This window comes from Collimonas sp. GW821-FHT02H07 (assembly GCF_059421505.1).
On record NZ_JBWKVC010000004.1, the window covers coordinates 328,417 to 344,668 of the forward strand.

Annotated in this window: 12 protein-coding genes; 9 read left to right on the top strand and 3 right to left on the bottom strand. The window is 59.7% G+C overall.

The window, feature by feature from the left end; genetic code table 11:
- The 3 genes from AC07V8_RS09440 to puuE form a co-directional block, all read right to left on the bottom strand.
- Positions 1–747, bottom strand: coding sequence for a class II aldolase/adducin family protein (locus tag AC07V8_RS09440; RefSeq protein ID WP_494678068.1), 747 nt, complete (start codon positions 745–747; stop codon positions 1–3).
- A 97-nt stretch (positions 748–844) separates the two neighbouring features.
- A complete protein-coding gene (locus AC07V8_RS09445; RefSeq protein WP_494678067.1) occupies positions 845–1,945 on the bottom strand; it encodes a porin in 1,101 nt (366 codons plus the stop codon).
- Positions 1,946–2,073: 128 nt separating this feature from the next.
- A complete protein-coding gene (gene puuE, locus AC07V8_RS09450; protein ID WP_494678066.1) occupies positions 2,074–3,033 on the bottom strand; it encodes an allantoinase PuuE in 960 nt (319 codons plus the stop codon).
- 156 nt (positions 3,034–3,189) lie between these two features.
- Here puuE and uraH point away from each other — a divergent pair, with 156 nt between their 5' ends.
- The 9 genes from uraH (at position 3,190) to typA (ending at position 16,144) form a co-directional block, all read left to right on the top strand.
- Positions 3,190–3,555, top strand: a complete 366-nt coding sequence (gene uraH, locus AC07V8_RS09455) for a hydroxyisourate hydrolase (protein WP_494678065.1) — start codon at positions 3,190–3,192, stop codon at positions 3,553–3,555.
- Positions 3,556–3,961: 406 nt separating this feature from the next.
- Entirely contained in the window at positions 3,962–4,939 is a 978-nt protein-coding gene (scpB, locus tag AC07V8_RS09460) for an SMC-Scp complex subunit ScpB (protein WP_494678064.1), read from the top strand.
- Positions 4,926–6,953, top strand: a complete 2,028-nt coding sequence (gene rluB / locus AC07V8_RS09465; protein WP_494678063.1) for a 23S rRNA pseudouridine(2605) synthase RluB — start codon at positions 4,926–4,928, stop codon at positions 6,951–6,953. The genes scpB and rluB overlap by 14 nt, the downstream gene beginning before the upstream one ends.
- Positions 6,954–7,358: 405 nt before the next feature.
- Entirely contained in the window at positions 7,359–7,844 is a 486-nt protein-coding gene (rimP, locus tag AC07V8_RS09470) for a ribosome maturation factor RimP (RefSeq protein WP_494678062.1), read from the top strand.
- On the top strand, positions 7,841–9,400 hold the full coding sequence (gene nusA, locus AC07V8_RS09475; RefSeq protein WP_494678061.1) for a transcription termination factor NusA: 1,560 nt from the start codon (positions 7,841–7,843) through the stop codon (positions 9,398–9,400). Before rimP ends, nusA begins: the two co-directional genes overlap by 4 nt.
- 58 nt (positions 9,401–9,458) lie before the next feature.
- Complete coding sequence (infB, locus tag AC07V8_RS09480; protein ID WP_494678060.1) at positions 9,459–12,305, top strand: translation initiation factor IF-2; 2,847 nt, start codon at positions 9,459–9,461, stop codon at positions 12,303–12,305.
- A 281-nt stretch (positions 12,306–12,586) separates the two neighbouring features.
- Complete coding sequence (gene rbfA, locus AC07V8_RS09485; RefSeq protein ID WP_494678059.1) at positions 12,587–12,976, top strand: 30S ribosome-binding factor RbfA; 390 nt, start codon at positions 12,587–12,589, stop codon at positions 12,974–12,976.
- A gap of 105 nt (positions 12,977–13,081) precedes the next feature.
- Positions 13,082–14,035 carry a tRNA pseudouridine(55) synthase TruB gene (truB, locus tag AC07V8_RS09490; protein WP_494678058.1) on the top strand — a complete coding sequence of 318 codons (954 nt, stop codon included), beginning with the start codon at positions 13,082–13,084 and terminating at the stop codon, positions 14,033–14,035.
- Between the two features lie 273 nt (positions 14,036–14,308).
- Entirely contained in the window at positions 14,309–16,144 is a 1,836-nt protein-coding gene (typA, locus tag AC07V8_RS09495; RefSeq protein ID WP_494678057.1) for a translational GTPase TypA, read from the top strand.
- Positions 16,145–16,252 lie beyond the last annotated feature (108 nt).

A 16,252-nucleotide genomic window follows, 5' to 3' on the forward strand; every position in this document is an offset into this window, starting at 1 on the left:
TCAGTATTGGTAGCCGGGGTCGATGGCATCCAGCTGGCGCAGCAGGGCAGGCCATTCCAGCAAGCCTTCCGGGCTGCCGTCGCCGAGCAGCTGGTCGCGCGTCTTGCGGCAGATTTCCTGCGACGGCAGGTTCAGCCGGCTGCCGCCGGCATTCGCCTTGAGTTGGATTTCGCAAGCTTTGTCCAGCGTATCCATGAGGACGTAGGCTTCGGCCACGGTGCGGCCGCATACCAGGCTGCCATGGTTGCGCAGCAGCATGGCGGGCAATTGGCCCAGGCGCGCAACCATGCGTTCCTGCTCTGTCGGCGTCAGCGCCAGTCCCTCATAGTCGTGATAGGCAATCTGTTCGTAAAAACGCAGCGCGTGCTGGGAAAGCGGCTGCAGGCCGTCGGCCAGGGCGCTGACCGCCACGGCGTTGACATTGTGCAGATGCATGACGCATGCGGCGTCCGGCCTGGCTGCATGGACCGCGCCGTGAATGGCGAAGCCGCTGACGTTGACCCGGTGCGGCGAATCGCCGACCACCTGTCCGCTGGCATCGATCTTGATCAGGTTCGATGCGCACACTTCGTCGAAGCGATAGCCGAATGGATTCAGCAGGAAATGCCCGGGTTCATCCGGCACCGAGGCGGAAATGTGGGTGTAGATCAGGTCGTCCCAATGCTTCAAGGCGCACAGGCGGTAGCAGGCCGCCAAATCCTTGCGTACCTGCCATTCGGCGCTGCTGATGGTGGAGTCTGCCGGCATAGGAATCCAAACGTTAAAACGCGCGCCGATCGGCTAGGCGATCGACGCGCATCGGGTGCGACTACTGTATCAGCTTATTTATTGCATTGCCCGTCGATCAGAAACGGTGGCGGATGCCAAAGGCAACGCTGTTGCCGACGGTTTGCTCGGTGATCTTGTCGTACATGTAGACCGCATACAGGTCGGTGCGCTTCGACATATTGTAGTCGTAGCCCAGCGATGCCGTATTACGCTTGAGCGACTCGCCCACCGCTGCGCCGGAACGCTTGGTGTTGGCCCAGGACGCCAGCACCGCGCCCTGGCCCAGCGGGATGCTGGTGCCGAGTTGCAGCGTCTTGTCCTTCAGGTCGATGTCATGCGAGGTCTGGTCGTAGGTGGCGAACAGCTTGGCGACGGTAAGGTCGTAGGTGGCGCCCAGGAACCAGTTCGATTGGCGCGCCGCCATCATGCCGCTTGGCAGCGGGATGTTGGTGGCGGGCTGGACGTTGCCTGGCGACAGCTCCAGCGGGTTGTTGACCTTGACCCGTTGATAGTACGCGGTCAATGCCAGCGGGCCGTGGAAATACAGGACGTTGGCGCCGATATTGTTCTTGCCGTTGTTGCCTGCCTGTTCGCCGAACTGATAGTGGAAGTTGGCTTTCAGACCGGCGAAGTCCGGCGTCGTGTAAATGATTTCATTGCTCCAGCCGGTGTCGCCGGCGACCGAATTGGTCCAGCCGGACGCGTTGAACCAAGGCACATCCATGTGCAGGATCAGCGGCGACAGCTTGAACGAATCGCCGAACGGGTTGAACAGGATCGAAGGCAGGAAGTTAGGCGCGAGGTCGCGGCCCAGGGAAACCGCGCCGAAGTTGCCGGTCAGGCCGACGTTGGCGTCGCGCGAGAACATCGTTTCGTTGCCGTCGAAGCGGCCGGTGGCGCCGGTGTTGGAACGGAAGAACGAGGTCAGGTTGAACTTGGCCTTGAGCCCGCCGCCCAAGTCCTCGGTGCCCTTGAAGCCGATCCACGAAGTGGTCATGCCGCCGCTGTCGACCACGCTGGTGCGCCCCGAGTCGCCGCTGTATTTGAGCGAGCCGACGTAGGTGTCGACCAGGCCTGTGACCTGGACCGACGTCTGGGCCATGGCTGGCAGTGCAATCGTCGCGCCGAGGGCCGCGACGAGTTGCAGTTTTTTCAATTTGTTTTTAACTGGGTACATCCCTGTCTCCTGATTTTTATAAGATGGTAAATAAGTAGTAAATAAATTTCCGGTTTTATTCATCTGAAACAACACGCGTCCGTGTTCAAGCAAGGTCCGTGGAACCGCCACGGCGGGTTGAAAAAGCGTTATGCCGAAAACGGATGCGTCGCGCGCCAGTGATCGGCGATGTCGATACGCCGGGTAATCCATACCTGGCCGTGGCTCTGCACATAATCGAGGAAGCGCGCCAGCGCTGCAGCGCGTCCGGGCCGGCCGACCAGGCGGCAGTGCAGGCCGACCGACAGCATTTTCGGCTGGTTCAGGCCATGCGGATCGCCTTCGCGGTACAGCACGTCGAAGGCGTCTTTCAGGTAATCGAAGAACTGGGTGCCGGAATTGAAGCCTTGCATGGCGGCGAAGCGCATGTCGTTGGTGTCCAGGGTGTAGGGCACGATCAGCTGCGGCTTGGTTTGCGCCTTGCCATTGCCGTCCTTGAAGCTGACCTGTTCCCAGAACGGCAGGTCGTCGCCGTAGTGGTCGGCGTCGTAGCTGAAGCCGCCGTGTTCCATCACCAGGCGGCGGGTGTTGGGCGAATCGCGGCCGGTATACCAGCCGAGCGGGGCGCTGCCGGTCAATTGCTGGATGACGCTGACGGCTTCGGCGATATGCGCGCGTTCGGTAGCCTCGTCGATATTCTGGTAACTGATCCAGCGCAAGCCGTGGCAGGCGATTTCATGGCCAAGTTCTTGAAAAGCGGCGGTCGCTTCCGGGTTGCGCTGTAGCGCGCGCGCAACACCGAACACGGTCAGGGGCAGGTGGCGCTCTTCAAACATGCGCAATAAACGCCAGACGCCGGCGCGCGAACCGTATTCGTACAGCGATTCCATGCTCATGTGGCGCGCCGGGAAGCTTTGGGCGCCGATGATTTCAGAGAGGAAGGTTTCCGAACCGGCGTCGCCGTCCAGCACGCAGTTTTCGCTGCCTTCTTCATAGTTCAGCACGAACTGCAGGGCGATCCGGGCCTTGTTCGGCCACTGCGGGTGGGGCGGCTTGCGGCCGTAGCCGGTCATGTCGCGCGGGTAGTGAGGATCGGTGTTGATGGTCATTGCTGGGCCTGGAGTGTTCGATTGATCTGAATGCGTTGTAGGAATTATGTGCGCTGCAGCCATGATTAATATATGCCGGATAGTATATTGACCTGGACCCTGCGGTATATCATTTGATCGATACTCGTTTTCAACTAATCGATATAGGGAACTGTCATGGGAAACGCCGTTGGAAAATTAAGTACGCACGTTCTGGATATCACCCAGGGCAAGCCGGGCGCAGGTGTCAAAATCGCACTCTACTCCGTTACCGCTGCCGGCCGCAGCCTGTTAAAGAGCGCAGTGACCAACCAGGATGGGCGGGTTGACGTGCCTTTGCTGCAGGGCGAAGAGATGCAGGCCGGGCAATACGAGCTGGTGTTTTCGGCCGGGGACTATTTCGCTTCGCAAGGAATTGACCTGCCAAGCCCGCGTTTTGTTGATCGCGTCACGCTGGCTTTTGGCATTGCCCATGCCGATCAGAACTACCACGTGCCGCTGGTGGTGTCGCCATGGTCGTATTCCACCTATCGCGGCAGCTGAATACTTCCCCCGCCGATTTGCCAAACGGGGTGCGCCAGCCAGGCGCGCTCCGCGTTGCGACAGACCCTGGGTCTATCGTCAAATAACCACATCCGCAAGATCAATCCGCCCTCCCTATAAGCTTTGTGCTAAACTCTGTCTCAACATTTTTCGATAAATGACGGACCGGTTGCAGCTTTAGCCCGGCCGCCTGGATTGAAATCTAAGGAACGAGCGGTGCACCCGTGGTGCGGCTGTCTTATTCATGTCTTATTGTCCCCGCCCTCATTAATCCTCCTCTAACGGGCGCTGGACAGCAGTATCAACAGCTTTTTCTTTGACCGGGCATCAGGCGGATTAACGACGCCTGCCGTTGAACATGAGCTCTGCGAATTTTTTAATAAAATTTAAATAAACTACGTCGTACATGAATACTATTGAGGCCAAGAAAGTCCTCGAAACTGCATTGCTCTGTGCTCACGAGCCGCTGTCGCTTAACGACTTGAAAAAGCTGTATGCGCGCAATGGCGACGATAGCGGCGAGGAAGACGGCGAAATCAATGCAGATACGATCAGGTCTATGCTGGAGGAGCTGCGTACGGACTGGGCGGACAAGGGCATCGAGGTAGTTGCCCTGTCGACCGGCTGGCGCTTTCAGAGCCGCCCGGAGATGAAAGTCTATCTGGAGCGCCTGAACCCGGAAAAGCCGCCGAAATACTCGCGCGCCACCCTTGAAACCTTGGCAATTATTGCCTATCGTCAACCAGTAACCCGCGGCGATATCGAGGAAATTCGTGGCGTCACAGTCAATTCGCAGACCGTGAAAATGCTGGAGGAGCGCGGCTGGATCGAGGCCATCGGCCATCGTGACGTGCCGGGACGGCCGGCCTTGTTCGCCACCACCAAGCATTTTCTCGACGATCTCGGCCTGACCTCGCTGGATCAGCTGCCGCCGCTGCAGCAGGTTGCCCGCAATGACATGCAGGAAGGCAATCTGCTCGAATTGCAGGCATTGGAGGCGGATCTGGAAGCGAGCATGGAGGCCAGGGCGGTGCTGGATGCCGCCGCAGCCAGGGAAGCAAGTGAAGAACAACTGGAGTCCGAGCTAGCCGCGCAGGATGTGCAGGATCAGGAAGATCAGCAGGAAGCGCATATTGCAGTCGACGGCTCCGTGGACGCAGAACAGATTGCAGAACCACTGGTGGAAGATGTTGTCGATGGAGCCATCGGCGAATCGGAAGCCATGACGGAAAATGCAGCGGAAACGGCTGAGGAAATCATTGCTCAGCCGCAGGAAACAACCGTTGCATCGAATGAAACCCACACCAACGACCAAGCGCCCGCATCGGATGATGAAGCCACGCCAGGTCGGCATAACCAACACCTGAATAATGAACCCACCTAGTTCCAATGATGCACCGGTCGTCGACGTGACAGCCGCCACTGAACCGAAGCCAGCCAAAAAGCCGAGAGCGCGCAAAGCCGCGGCGGAAGCGCCGGCCGTTGCAGAGACGCCCGTTGCGGCTGAGCCGGTCAAGCGTGCACCGCGTGCGCCGCGCAAGAAAGTCGCCGCGGCCGCCGACGACAGCAGTGTTGCATCTGAAGTTGTTGCTGTAAATGCAACTGAGGCGCCGGCCCCGGCCAAGCCTAAAGCCGCGCCGCGCAAGAAAGCGGCAGCGGCTGCCGAAACAGTGGTTGTCGGTGTCGAAGCGCCTGCCCCGTCAGCGCCGGTGGTGGTGGAGGCGGCACTGTTCGTCAATACAACAGAAAATCAGGAAACCGCGCCGCGCGAGCGTCCGGCCAAGCGCGGCGTGCGCGGTCCGCGCGCCTTGCGCAGCAACCGTGCCGCCCAACGCGCGCAAGAGTCTTCGGCTGCCGCTGAAGCCGCAGCTGAGGGCGGCAATCTGGCCGCCGCTGACGGCCAGCCGGCTGTAACCCAGGCTGGCGATGCGGGCGAACCGCGCCAGCCGCGTGGCGAGCGCAACAATGGCCGTGGCGGCGAACGCAATGGCGAACGCGGCGCTGATCGCAACTCGCGCGACCGCCAGCAAAAAGGCAAGAAGCCGCAAGCACAGAATGGCAAGCCAGGCCAGCGTAACGGCAAGCCGGGCGGCCGCGGCGCCGACGCCGATGAAGTTTTCTCTTTCGTTACCTCCGAGTCCTTCGATACGCTGGTGACCACTGAAGACGCCAATGACCGCCGCCAGGCTGCACAGAAAGTTGTCCGGCGCGACCTGACCGCCGAAGATGATGCGCCAAAGCTGCACAAGGTGCTGGCGGAAGTCGGCCTCGGTTCGCGGCGCGACATGGAAGAACTGATTATCGCCGGCCGGGTGTCGGTCAACAGCGAGCCGGCCCATATCGGCCAGCGCATCCTGCCGACCGACCAGATCCGCATCAATGGCAAGTTGCTGCAACGCAAAGTCAGCAAGCGTCCGCCACGGGTGCTGGTGTATCACAAGCCGGCTGGCGAGATCGTTAGTCACAACGACCCGGATGGCCGTCCATCGGTATTCGACCGTTTGCCTAACATGAAGGCAGCCAAATGGCTGGCCGTCGGGCGTCTGGACTTCAACACCGAGGGTCTGCTGCTGTTTACGACTTCGGGCGACCTGTGCAACCGCCTGATGCATCCGCGCTACGGCATCGACCGCGAATACGCGGTGCGTACCCTGGGCGAGCTGGAACAAGGCATGCGCCAGAAACTGCTGGCCGGCGTCGAGCTGGAAGACGGCCTGGCGCAATTCACCAAGATTGCGGACGGCGGCGGCGAAGGCATCAACAAATGGTACCGCGTGGTGATCGGCGAAGGCCGTAACCGTGAAGTGCGCCGCATGTTCGAGGCTATCGGCCTGACCGTGTCGCGTCTGATCCGCACCCGTTACGGCGCCATGACGCTGCCGCGCGGTCTCAAGCGTGGCCGCTGGGAAGAGCTGGATGAGAATGCGGTACGCGACATGATGGCAGCGTACGGTCTGGACAAGCCGGCAGCCGGCCAGAATGCCGGTGGCGGCAAGGGGCGTCCCGATTTCAACAAGGATCGCGAGCCTAACGGCAATCGCGCCGACAGCGCGCCGCAAGGTCCTGGCGTTTATCGCGACCCGGGTTTCGGCGGCCAGCCGCGTGGTAATCAGGGCCGCGGCCCCGGCGGCGGCCAAGGCCGTCCGCAGGGCGGTGGTCAAGGTCGTCCGCAAGGCGGCGGCCAAGGTCGCCCACAGGGTGGTGGCGGCCAGCCGCGCAGCCGCCAGCCGGATCCGTTGCAAACCGCGTTGGGCTTCCCGGATGCCGGGCAGCACCGGCGCAACGGCGGCGGCGGTGGTTTTGCCCGTCCGGCGCGTCCTAACAAGGCGGCCGGCGGACCAACCGGCGGCGGCCACTATGGCGCGCAAGGCGTGCCGCGCCGGCGGCCGCGCGGCTGATCGCTGTTCTTGTCCCTGGCGGCTTTTGCCGCTCTGGGCGATGTGAAAGAAGTGGCGGGAGGTGTGGCAATAATGATTAATTTACCGTCTGTTGGCGGCCGATTGTCAATAAATGCAAACTTCCTGCATTGCGGTACATAGCCCAATCGTTTATAATTTACAAGTTAACAGAAGTCATTAACGAGATTTAAAGCGAAATTAAATTGAATATCGGTTGAAGAATTCGATTTGATGCGCAGCCGGTCTCGCGAAACTGCTTGAAATGACAAACGATAAGAAGATGGGCAGATGCCCATTTTTTTTTGCTTTTCGTTTTTAGCGGCTTTTAAGTCGTGCGTGCTGCTTGTGCGTATTCATTCGGGCCTGCAATCGCCGGGCCGCAAGCTATATTTATAGGGAGTTGCCTTGCAGTTGCTGGAGCTGATTGAAACAACCGTGGTTGGCATGGGCTATGAGCTGGTCGAATTCGAAAAGGCCGCGCGTGGCTTGTTGCGCGTATACATCGATTTCACGCCGGAAAACGCCGAGCAGGGCCAGATCACGGTAGAAGATTGCGAAAAAGTGACGCATCAGCTGCTGCACGTGCTGACGGTGGAAAATGTCGTGTACGAGCGGCTGGAAGTCTCGTCGCCAGGCCTCGACCGGCCGCTGAAGAAGCTGGCTGACTATGTGCGTTTTGCCGGCAAGGAAGCGATCGTGAAATTGCGCGTGGCGATGCCGGGCGCAGCGCACCGGAAGTCATTTCAAGGCGTCCTCGGCGAACCCGAAGGCGAGAACTTGAAAATCGAATTTGAAACAAAAGATGGGTCGGCGGTGTTGGATTTTACGCTCGCTGACGTAGATAAGGCACACCTGGTGCCGCAAGTGGATTTTAGGAGTCGCAAAGCATGAGTCGCGAAATTTTATTGTTGGTCGATGCGCTCGCGCATGAAAAAAACGTCGATCGGGATGTTGTGTTCGGTGCGCTCGAACACGCGCTTGGACAGGCAACCAAAAAACGCTACGAGGGCGACGTCGATATCCGCGTCACGATCGATCGTGAAACCGGCGAGTTCGAATCCTTCCGCCGCTGGCACGTGGTGCCGGATGAAGCGGGTCTGCAATTGCCGGACCAGGAAATCCTGCTGTTCGAAGCCAAGGAACAGATTGACGACGTCGAAGTCGACGACCACATCGAAGAACCGATCGAATCGGTGGAATTCGGCCGCCGCTTTGCGCAAGACACCAAGCAGGTCGTGCTGCAACGGATCCGCGACGCTGAACGCGAGCAGATCCTGGCCGACTTCCTGGAACGCGGCGATTCGCTGGTCACCGGCACCATCAAGCGCATGGAACGCGGTGACGCGATTGTCGAATCGGGCAAGATCGAAGCACGCTTGCCGCGCGACCAGACGATTCCTAAGGAAAACCTGCGTATCGGCGACCGTGTCCGCGCCTTCATCCTGCGTATCGACCGCAATGCACGCGGCCCGCAAGTGATCCTGTCGCGCACCGCGCCGGAATTCATCATGAAGCTGTTCGAACTGGAAGTGCCGGAAATCGAACAAGGCTCGCTGGAAATCAAATCGGCGGCGCGCGACCCTGGCGTACGCGCCAAGATTGCCGTGTTCACCGCGGACAAGCGCATCGATCCTATCGGCACTTGCGTCGGCATGCGCGGTTCGCGCGTGCAGGCCGTGACTGGCGAACTGGGCGGCGAGCGGGTCGACATCGTGCTGTGGTCGGAAGATCCGGCGCAATTCGTCATCGGCGCACTGGCTCCTGCCAATGTTTCTTCGATCATGGTTGACGAAGAAAAGCATGCCATGGACGTCGTCGTCGATGAAGAGAACCTGGCGATTGCCATCGGCCGCGGCGGCCAGAACGTGCGCCTGGCGGCAGAACTGACCGGCTGGCAGATCAACATCATGACAGCGGAAGAATCGGCCGACAAATCGGCGGTGGAAACCGCGGCGATCCGCACCCTGTTCATGGAAAAGCTGGACGTCGACCAGGAAGTCGCCGACATCCTGGTGGAAGAAGGTTTCGCCAGCCTGGAAGAGATCGCCTACGTGCCGATCACCGAAATGCTGGAGATCGATTCGTTCGACGAAGACACCGTCAACGAACTGCGCAACCGGGCGCGCGATGCCCTGGTGACCGAAGCGATTGCCTCGGAAGAAGGACTGGAAGGCATGGAAGATGCGCTGGTCAACTTCGAAGGCATGGACCGGGTTACCGCCGGCAAGCTGGGCCTGGCTGGAGTCAAGACCTTGGCTGCCTTCGCCGCCCTGGCGTATGACGAGTTTGGCGCGATCCTGGCTTTGCCGGCCGACCGTGCGCGTCATTTGATTGAAGAAGAGTTTAAAGATGTGACCGACGATGAGATGAAACTCATCGATGCCAAGTACGATGATCATGCCAAGGCCCTGCAAGCCAAGGCATGGAATATAGCGGAAGCCAAGTGATCGAGTGATCCGAGAGGTTCCGTATCGTCTGCCGCGCCACATAGAAAAAGAGGACTGAATGGCGAGTAACAATGTAGCCCAATTTGCCACCGAGCTGAAAATGCCAGCGGACTTACTGCTGACACAACTGCAATCGGCTGGCGTCCAGAAAAATTCGACTGACGACGCCTTGTCGAAAGAAGACAAGGATCGCCTGCTGGAACACCTGCGCCGTTCGCACGGTGCGGTGCCGGATAGCGAAAAGAAGAAAATCACGCTGACCCGCAAGGAAACCACCGAGATCAAGCAGGCTGACGCCACCGGCAAGTCGCGCACGATCCAGGTTGAAGTGCGCAAGAAGCGTACTTTCGTCAAGCGTGACGAGCCGGTTGCCGAAGTAGCGGCAGCACCGGTCGCGCCTGCCGCGCCCGTCGTCGACGAAGCGGAACAGGCACGCCGGGTGGAAGAAGCTCGCCGTCAGGCAGAATTGATCGCTCGCCAGGAAGCCGAATTGCTGGAAAAGCAAGAACGCCTGGCCAAGCTGGAAGCTGAGAAGGAAGCGCAAGCCAAGGCTGCGCAAAAAGCGGAAAGCGACGCCAAGAAAGCTGAACTGGAAGCCAAGAAAGCCGCTGCGCAAGCACCGGCCCCGGTGGCTGCCAGCGCCGATGCGCCGGTCAAGCAGGAAGATCCGGCGGCAGAAGAAAAGAAACGCCTGGCCAGCGAAGAAGCCAAGCAAAAAGTTGCGCAAGCCGCCAAGGAAGCTGCCGAGAAATCCGCTGCGACCGAACGCGCCCGCAAGGCAGTGCAGGATGAAGTGGCGCAGATCAAGGCCATGATGAATGCACCGCGCCGCGTGATCAAGGCGCCTGAGCCGGTAGCGCCAGTCGCTGCCCCGGCCAAGACCGCCGAAGGCACGCTGCACAAGCCTGCCGACAAGAAGCCGGGCGAGAAGAAAGACGACAAGAAGGTCGTGGTCGACAAGAAGTCGATCAAGTCCGCCAACGTCTCTTCGACCTGGCAGGACGACGCCGCCAAGAAGCGCGGCCTCGGCATCAAGACCCGCGGCAACACCGGCGGCGGGCGCGATGGCTGGCGCGGTGGTCCTAAGGGCCGCCGTGGTTCGCATAACGACGATCACGAAAGCAATTTCCAGGCGCCGACAGAAGCGGTCATCAAGGACATCTATGTTCCGGAAACCATTACTGTCGCTGAACTGGCGCACAAGATGTCGGTCAAGGCTTCGGAAGTCATCAAGCATTTGATGAAACTGGGCCAGATGGTCACCATCAACCAGGTGCTGGACCAGGAAACGTCGATGATTCTGGTCGAAGAAATGGGCCACACCGCGCACGCTGCGAAATTGGATGATCCGGAAGCATTGCTGGTCGACGGCGAAGAACATGCCGACGCCGAACTGCTGCCGCGCGCACCGGTGGTCACCGTCATGGGTCACGTCGACCATGGCAAGACCTCGCTGCTGGATTACATCCGCCGCGCCAAGGTTGCATCCGGCGAAGCCGGCGGCATTACCCAGCACATCGGCGCCTATCACGTGGAAACGCCGCGCGGCATGATCACCTTCCTCGACACCCCGGGCCACGAAGCGTTTACCGCGATGCGTGCCCGTGGCGCCAAGGCGACCGACATTGTCATCCTGGTGGTGGCAGCCGACGACGGCGTGATGCCGCAAACCAAGGAAGCGATCGCCCACGCGAAAGCCGCCGGCGTACCGCTGGTGGTGGCGATCAACAAGATCGACAAACCGGGCGGCAACCTGGATCGCGTCAAGCAGGAACTGATCGCGGAACAAGTGGTGCCGGAAGAATACGGTGGCGAATCGCCATTCGTGCCGGTATCGGCCAAGACTGGCGAAGGCATCGACAACCTGTTGGAGCAAGTGCTGCTGCAAGCCGAAGTGCTGGAGCTGAAGGCAGCGGTTGCTGCTCCGGCCCGCGGCCTGGTGGTGGAAGCGCGTCTCGACAAGGGCCGCGGTCCGGTAGCAACCATCCTGGTGCAGTCCGGCACCTTGAAGCGCGGCGACGTCGTGCTGGCGGGTTCGGCTTATGGCCGCGTCCGTGCGATGCTGGACGAAAACGGCAAGGCGATTTCCGAAGCCGGTCCGTCGATTCCGGTCGAAATCCAGGGCCTGACAGAAGTGCCGGTTGCCGGCGAAGAAGTCATGGTCATGGCAGACGAGCGCAAGGCGCGCGAAATCGGTCAGTTCCGTCAAGGCAAGTACCGTGACGTCAAGCTGGCCAAGCAGCAAGCCGCGAAGCTGGAAAACATGTTCGACCAGATGGCTGAAGGCGAAGTCAAGAATCTGCCGATGATCATCAAGACCGACGTGCAAGGTTCGCAAGAAGCGTTGGTGCAGTCGCTGCAGAAGCTGTCGACCAGTGAAGTCCGGGTACAAGTGGTGCACGCCGGCGTCGGCGGCATCAGCGAGTCGGACGTCAACCTGGCAGTCGCTTCCAAGGCCGTGATCATCGGCTTCAACGCCCGCGCCGATGCGCAGGCACGCAAGCTGGCGGAAGCCAACGGCGTCGACATCCGTTACTACAACATCATTTACGATGCCGTGGACGAGATCAAGGCAGCGATGTCCGGCATGCTGTCGCCGGAGAAGCGCGAACAGAACCTCGGTCTGGTGGAAATTCGCCAGGTCCTGCTGGTCAGCAAAGTCGGCGCGATTGCCGGTTGCTACGTGCTCGAAGGCCTGGTCAAGCGTGGCGCTTCGGTCCGCCTGCTGCGCGACAACGTGGTCTTGTGGACAGGCGAGCTGGATTCGCTGAAACGCTTCAAGGATGACGTCAAGGAAGTCCGTTCCGGCTTCGAATGCGGTCTGACCCTGAAGAACTTCAACGACATCAAAGAAGGCGATCACCTCGAAATCTTTGAAGTCGAAGAAATCGCGCGTACCCTGTAATAGTCAAAGCACACGCACGCAGCTCTGGTGCGTAAGGCAGGAAAATCGGGCTAACAGCCCGATTTTCGTTTGGTAATATCATGTGGTTTCGTAGGGTGGGCATGCAATGCCCACGCGGATACCTATGGCGCAATTGCCGCGTGGGCACTTCGTGCCCACCCTACGGCGCATCGGTTTCGATGCATGGTTTGCAAGGTGGGTATTCTGCCTACGCGCCAGCTGAAAAGTTGTTGGTAGTTCATTTGTGAAAGATATAGCGCGTAACAGCGCCGAATAAAAGTATGGCTAAACATAGTAAATCCATCCCCGGCCGCGGCCTGCGCGTTGCAGACCAGATCCAGAAGGACTTGTCCGAGATCATCGTGTTCGAGTTGAAGGACCCGCGGGTCGGCATGATCACGATTACCGAAGTGCAGGTGACGCCGGATTACGCCCATGCCAAGGTGTTTTTCACGATGCTCAACGACGACAAGGAAGCGATTGCGAATACCGTCAAGGGCCTGACCCAGGCTGCCGGTTTCCTGCGCAACCAGCTGGGCCGCCGCCTGACTATCCACACCTTGCCTGCCTTGCATTTCATCCACGACAATTCGACCGCCCGCGGCGTCGAGATGTCGCGCCTGATCGACCTGGCGAACGCGACCCGTTCCAAGGACGATGGCCAGGAATAAATGACTTCCTGATTACGTTTGATCAGCAGTTATTGTTCAATCATTTGATGCGGCTTGCTGGCAACAGCAGGCCGTTTCCGTTTATCCCTTTTTTGCATTGCTACCATGGCATCACGCCCACCCAAAAGAATCCGTGTCCCCTTGAATGGCGTCCTGCTGCTGGACAAGCCGGTCGGCTTTTCCAGCAATGACGCATTGATCAAGGCCAAAGGCTTGCTCAATGCGCAAAAAGCCGGCCACACTGGCACGCTCGATCCCTTTGCCACCGGCGTGCTGCCGCTCTGCTTTGGCGAAGCCACCAAGTTCGCCCAGGATCTGCTGGACGCTGACAAGACTTACGAAACCTTGATCCATCTGGGAGTGGGTACTACCACCGGCGATACCGAGGGCGAGGTGCTGGAACGCAAGGATGTCGACGTTAGCCGCGAGCAGATCGACGCGGTGCTGGCGCAGTTCCGCGGCCCCATCAAGCAGGTACCGCCGATGTACTCGGCGCTCAAGCGCGACGGCAAGCCGCTCTACGAATACGCCCGTGCCGGCATCACGCTGGAACGCGAAGCGCGTGACGTGAGCATTCACACACTGGAGTTCCTGGACTACCAAGCGCCGTTCCTGCGCCTGCGTGTCGCCTGCAGCAAGGGCACCTACATCCGTGTGCTGGGTGAGGACATCGGCGCCGCGCTGGGTTGCGGCGCCCATCTGCAAGAGCTGCGCCGGATCCAGGTGGGCCACCTGACGCTGGATGGCTGCGTCACCCTGGAACAACTGGCGGCCACCGAACCGGAGCAGCGCAGCGCCTTGCTGGCGCCGGTCGACAGCCTGCTGCTGACGTTTCCCGAAGTGCTGCTGTCCGAACCGCTGGCCAAGCGCTTTCTGCAAGGCCAGCGCCTGACGCTGACGAAAGAGGGCGTGGCCTTGCCGGCACAGGCTGGGCGGGTGCGGGTGTATTTGCAGTCGGGAGATGCTGTATCCGAAAGGCAACTGCTGGGCACCGCGCAGCTGCATGATTACGGCGTCCTGGCGCCCGAACGCCTGATTGCCACGGCACAGCGCGTATAAATGCCTTTTGAACAACGCATGTGCTGCGTTTGAGACAGCAACTCGTTGAAATTACAAGGCTTTTCATAAAGTAGTGCAGCGCGTCATGCTATAATGCGCGGCCTCCCAAATTCCGCTACATCTGCCGTACTTCTGTGCAGTGCCTTAGCGAGCATGTTTGGCCGCATATGTAGCAATAAATAATCTTGCAATAAATAATCTCGCAATAAATATTCTGCGCAATCGTAACTGTAACCTGCGCACTTACTAAGTTCTTCAATCTCCAAACTGACCATGTCAAACACACCTCGCGCTATCCGCAACATTGCCATCATTGCCCACGTTGACCACGGCAAGACCACTCTGGTTGACCAATTGCTGCGTCAATCCGGCACCTTCCGTGACAACCAGCACGTCGATGCACGCGTGATGGATTCGAACGAAATTGAAAAAGAACGCGGCATTACCATTCTGTCGAAGAACTGCGCAGTCGAATACAAGGGCACCCACATCAACATCGTCGATACCCCGGGCCACGCCGACTTCGGCGGCGAAGTCGAGCGCGTACTGTCGATGGTCGACAGCGTTCTGCTGCTGGTCGATGCGCAAGAAGGTCCGATGCCGCAAACGCGTTTCGTGACACGCAAGGCGCTGGCGCTGGGCTTGAAGCCGATCGTCGTGGTCAACAAGATCGACCGCGAAAACGCCGACCCGCAAAAGGCTGTGAACGCCACCTTCGAACTGTTCGACAAGCTCGGCGCAACCGACGAGCAGCTGGACTTCCCGATCATCTACGCATCGGGCTTCAAAGGCTATGCAGGCCTGGAAGACACCGTCCGCGACGGCAACATGGAACCGCTGTTCGACGCGATCCTGAAGCACGTTCCAGCGCGTGAAGATGATCCTAACGGCCCGCTGCAACTGCAGATCACTTCGCTGGAATACTCTTCCTACGTCGGCAAGATCGGCGTTGGCCGTATCCTGCGCGGTAAAGTCAAAGCCTTGCAAGACGTGATCTGGATGAACGGTCCGGACGACAAGCCAACCAAGGCTCGCATCAACCAGGTGTTGACTTTCCGCGGCCTGGATCGCGTGCTGACAGACGAAGCGCTGGCTGGCGACATCGTGCTGATCAACGGTATCGAAGAAATCAGCATCGGTTCCACCATCTGCGCACCGGACTCGCCGGAAGGCTTGCCGATGCTGAAGGTTGACGAACCGACCCTGACCATGAACTTCATGGTCAACAACTCGCCGCTGGCTGGCCGCGAAGGCAAGTTCGTGACCACTCGCCAAATCAAGGACCGCCTGGACCGCGAGCTGAAGGCCAACATGGCGCTGCGCGTAGTGCAGGCCGAGAACGACGATTCGACCTATGAAGTGTCGGGCCGCGGCGAATTGCACCTGACCATCCTGATCGAAAACATGCGCCGCGAAGGCTACGAGCTGGCCGTTTCGCGTCCGCGCGTGGTGTTCAAGATGGTGGACGGCGTGCGCCACGAGCCCTACGAGAACCTGACTGTCGACGTTGAAGAAGTGAACCAGGGCGGCGTCATGGAAGAACTGGGCCGTCGCCGCGGCGACCTGCAAAACATGGAACCGGACGGCAAGGGCCGTGTCCGTCTCGAATACCGCATTCCAGCACGCGGCCTGATCGGCTTCCAGGGCGAATTCATGACCCTGACCCGCGGCACCGGCCTGATGAGCCACGTGTTCGACGAATACGCGCCGGTTGACACCTCCAAGGGTGAACTGGGCGGCCGTCGCAACGGCGTGCTGATCTCGCAGGACGACGGCGCGGCCGTTGCCTACGCTATCTGGAAACTGCAGGATCGCGGCCGCATGTTCGTCAGCCACAACGACCCGGTCTACGAAGGCATGATCATCGGCATCCACTCGCGCGACAACGACCTGGTGGTCAACCCGATCAAGGGCAAGCAGCTGACCAACGTCCGTTCGTCCGGTACCGACGAAGCGGTGCGCCTGGTGCCGCCGATTGAAATGTCGCTGGAATACGCGGTTGAATTCATCGACGACGACGAACTGGTCGAAGTCACGCCGAAGAGCATCCGCCTGCGTAAGCGCTACCTGAAGGAACACGAGCGTAAAAAGGCTTCGCGCGACGCGTAAGCCACGCAGTGCACCGAACCTTCTGGTCCGGCCACTAAAAACCCGCCGATACTCGCCCTGGTCCAGGGCAGGTATCGGCGGGTTTTTTATTGACCCCTGCCAGGCGGT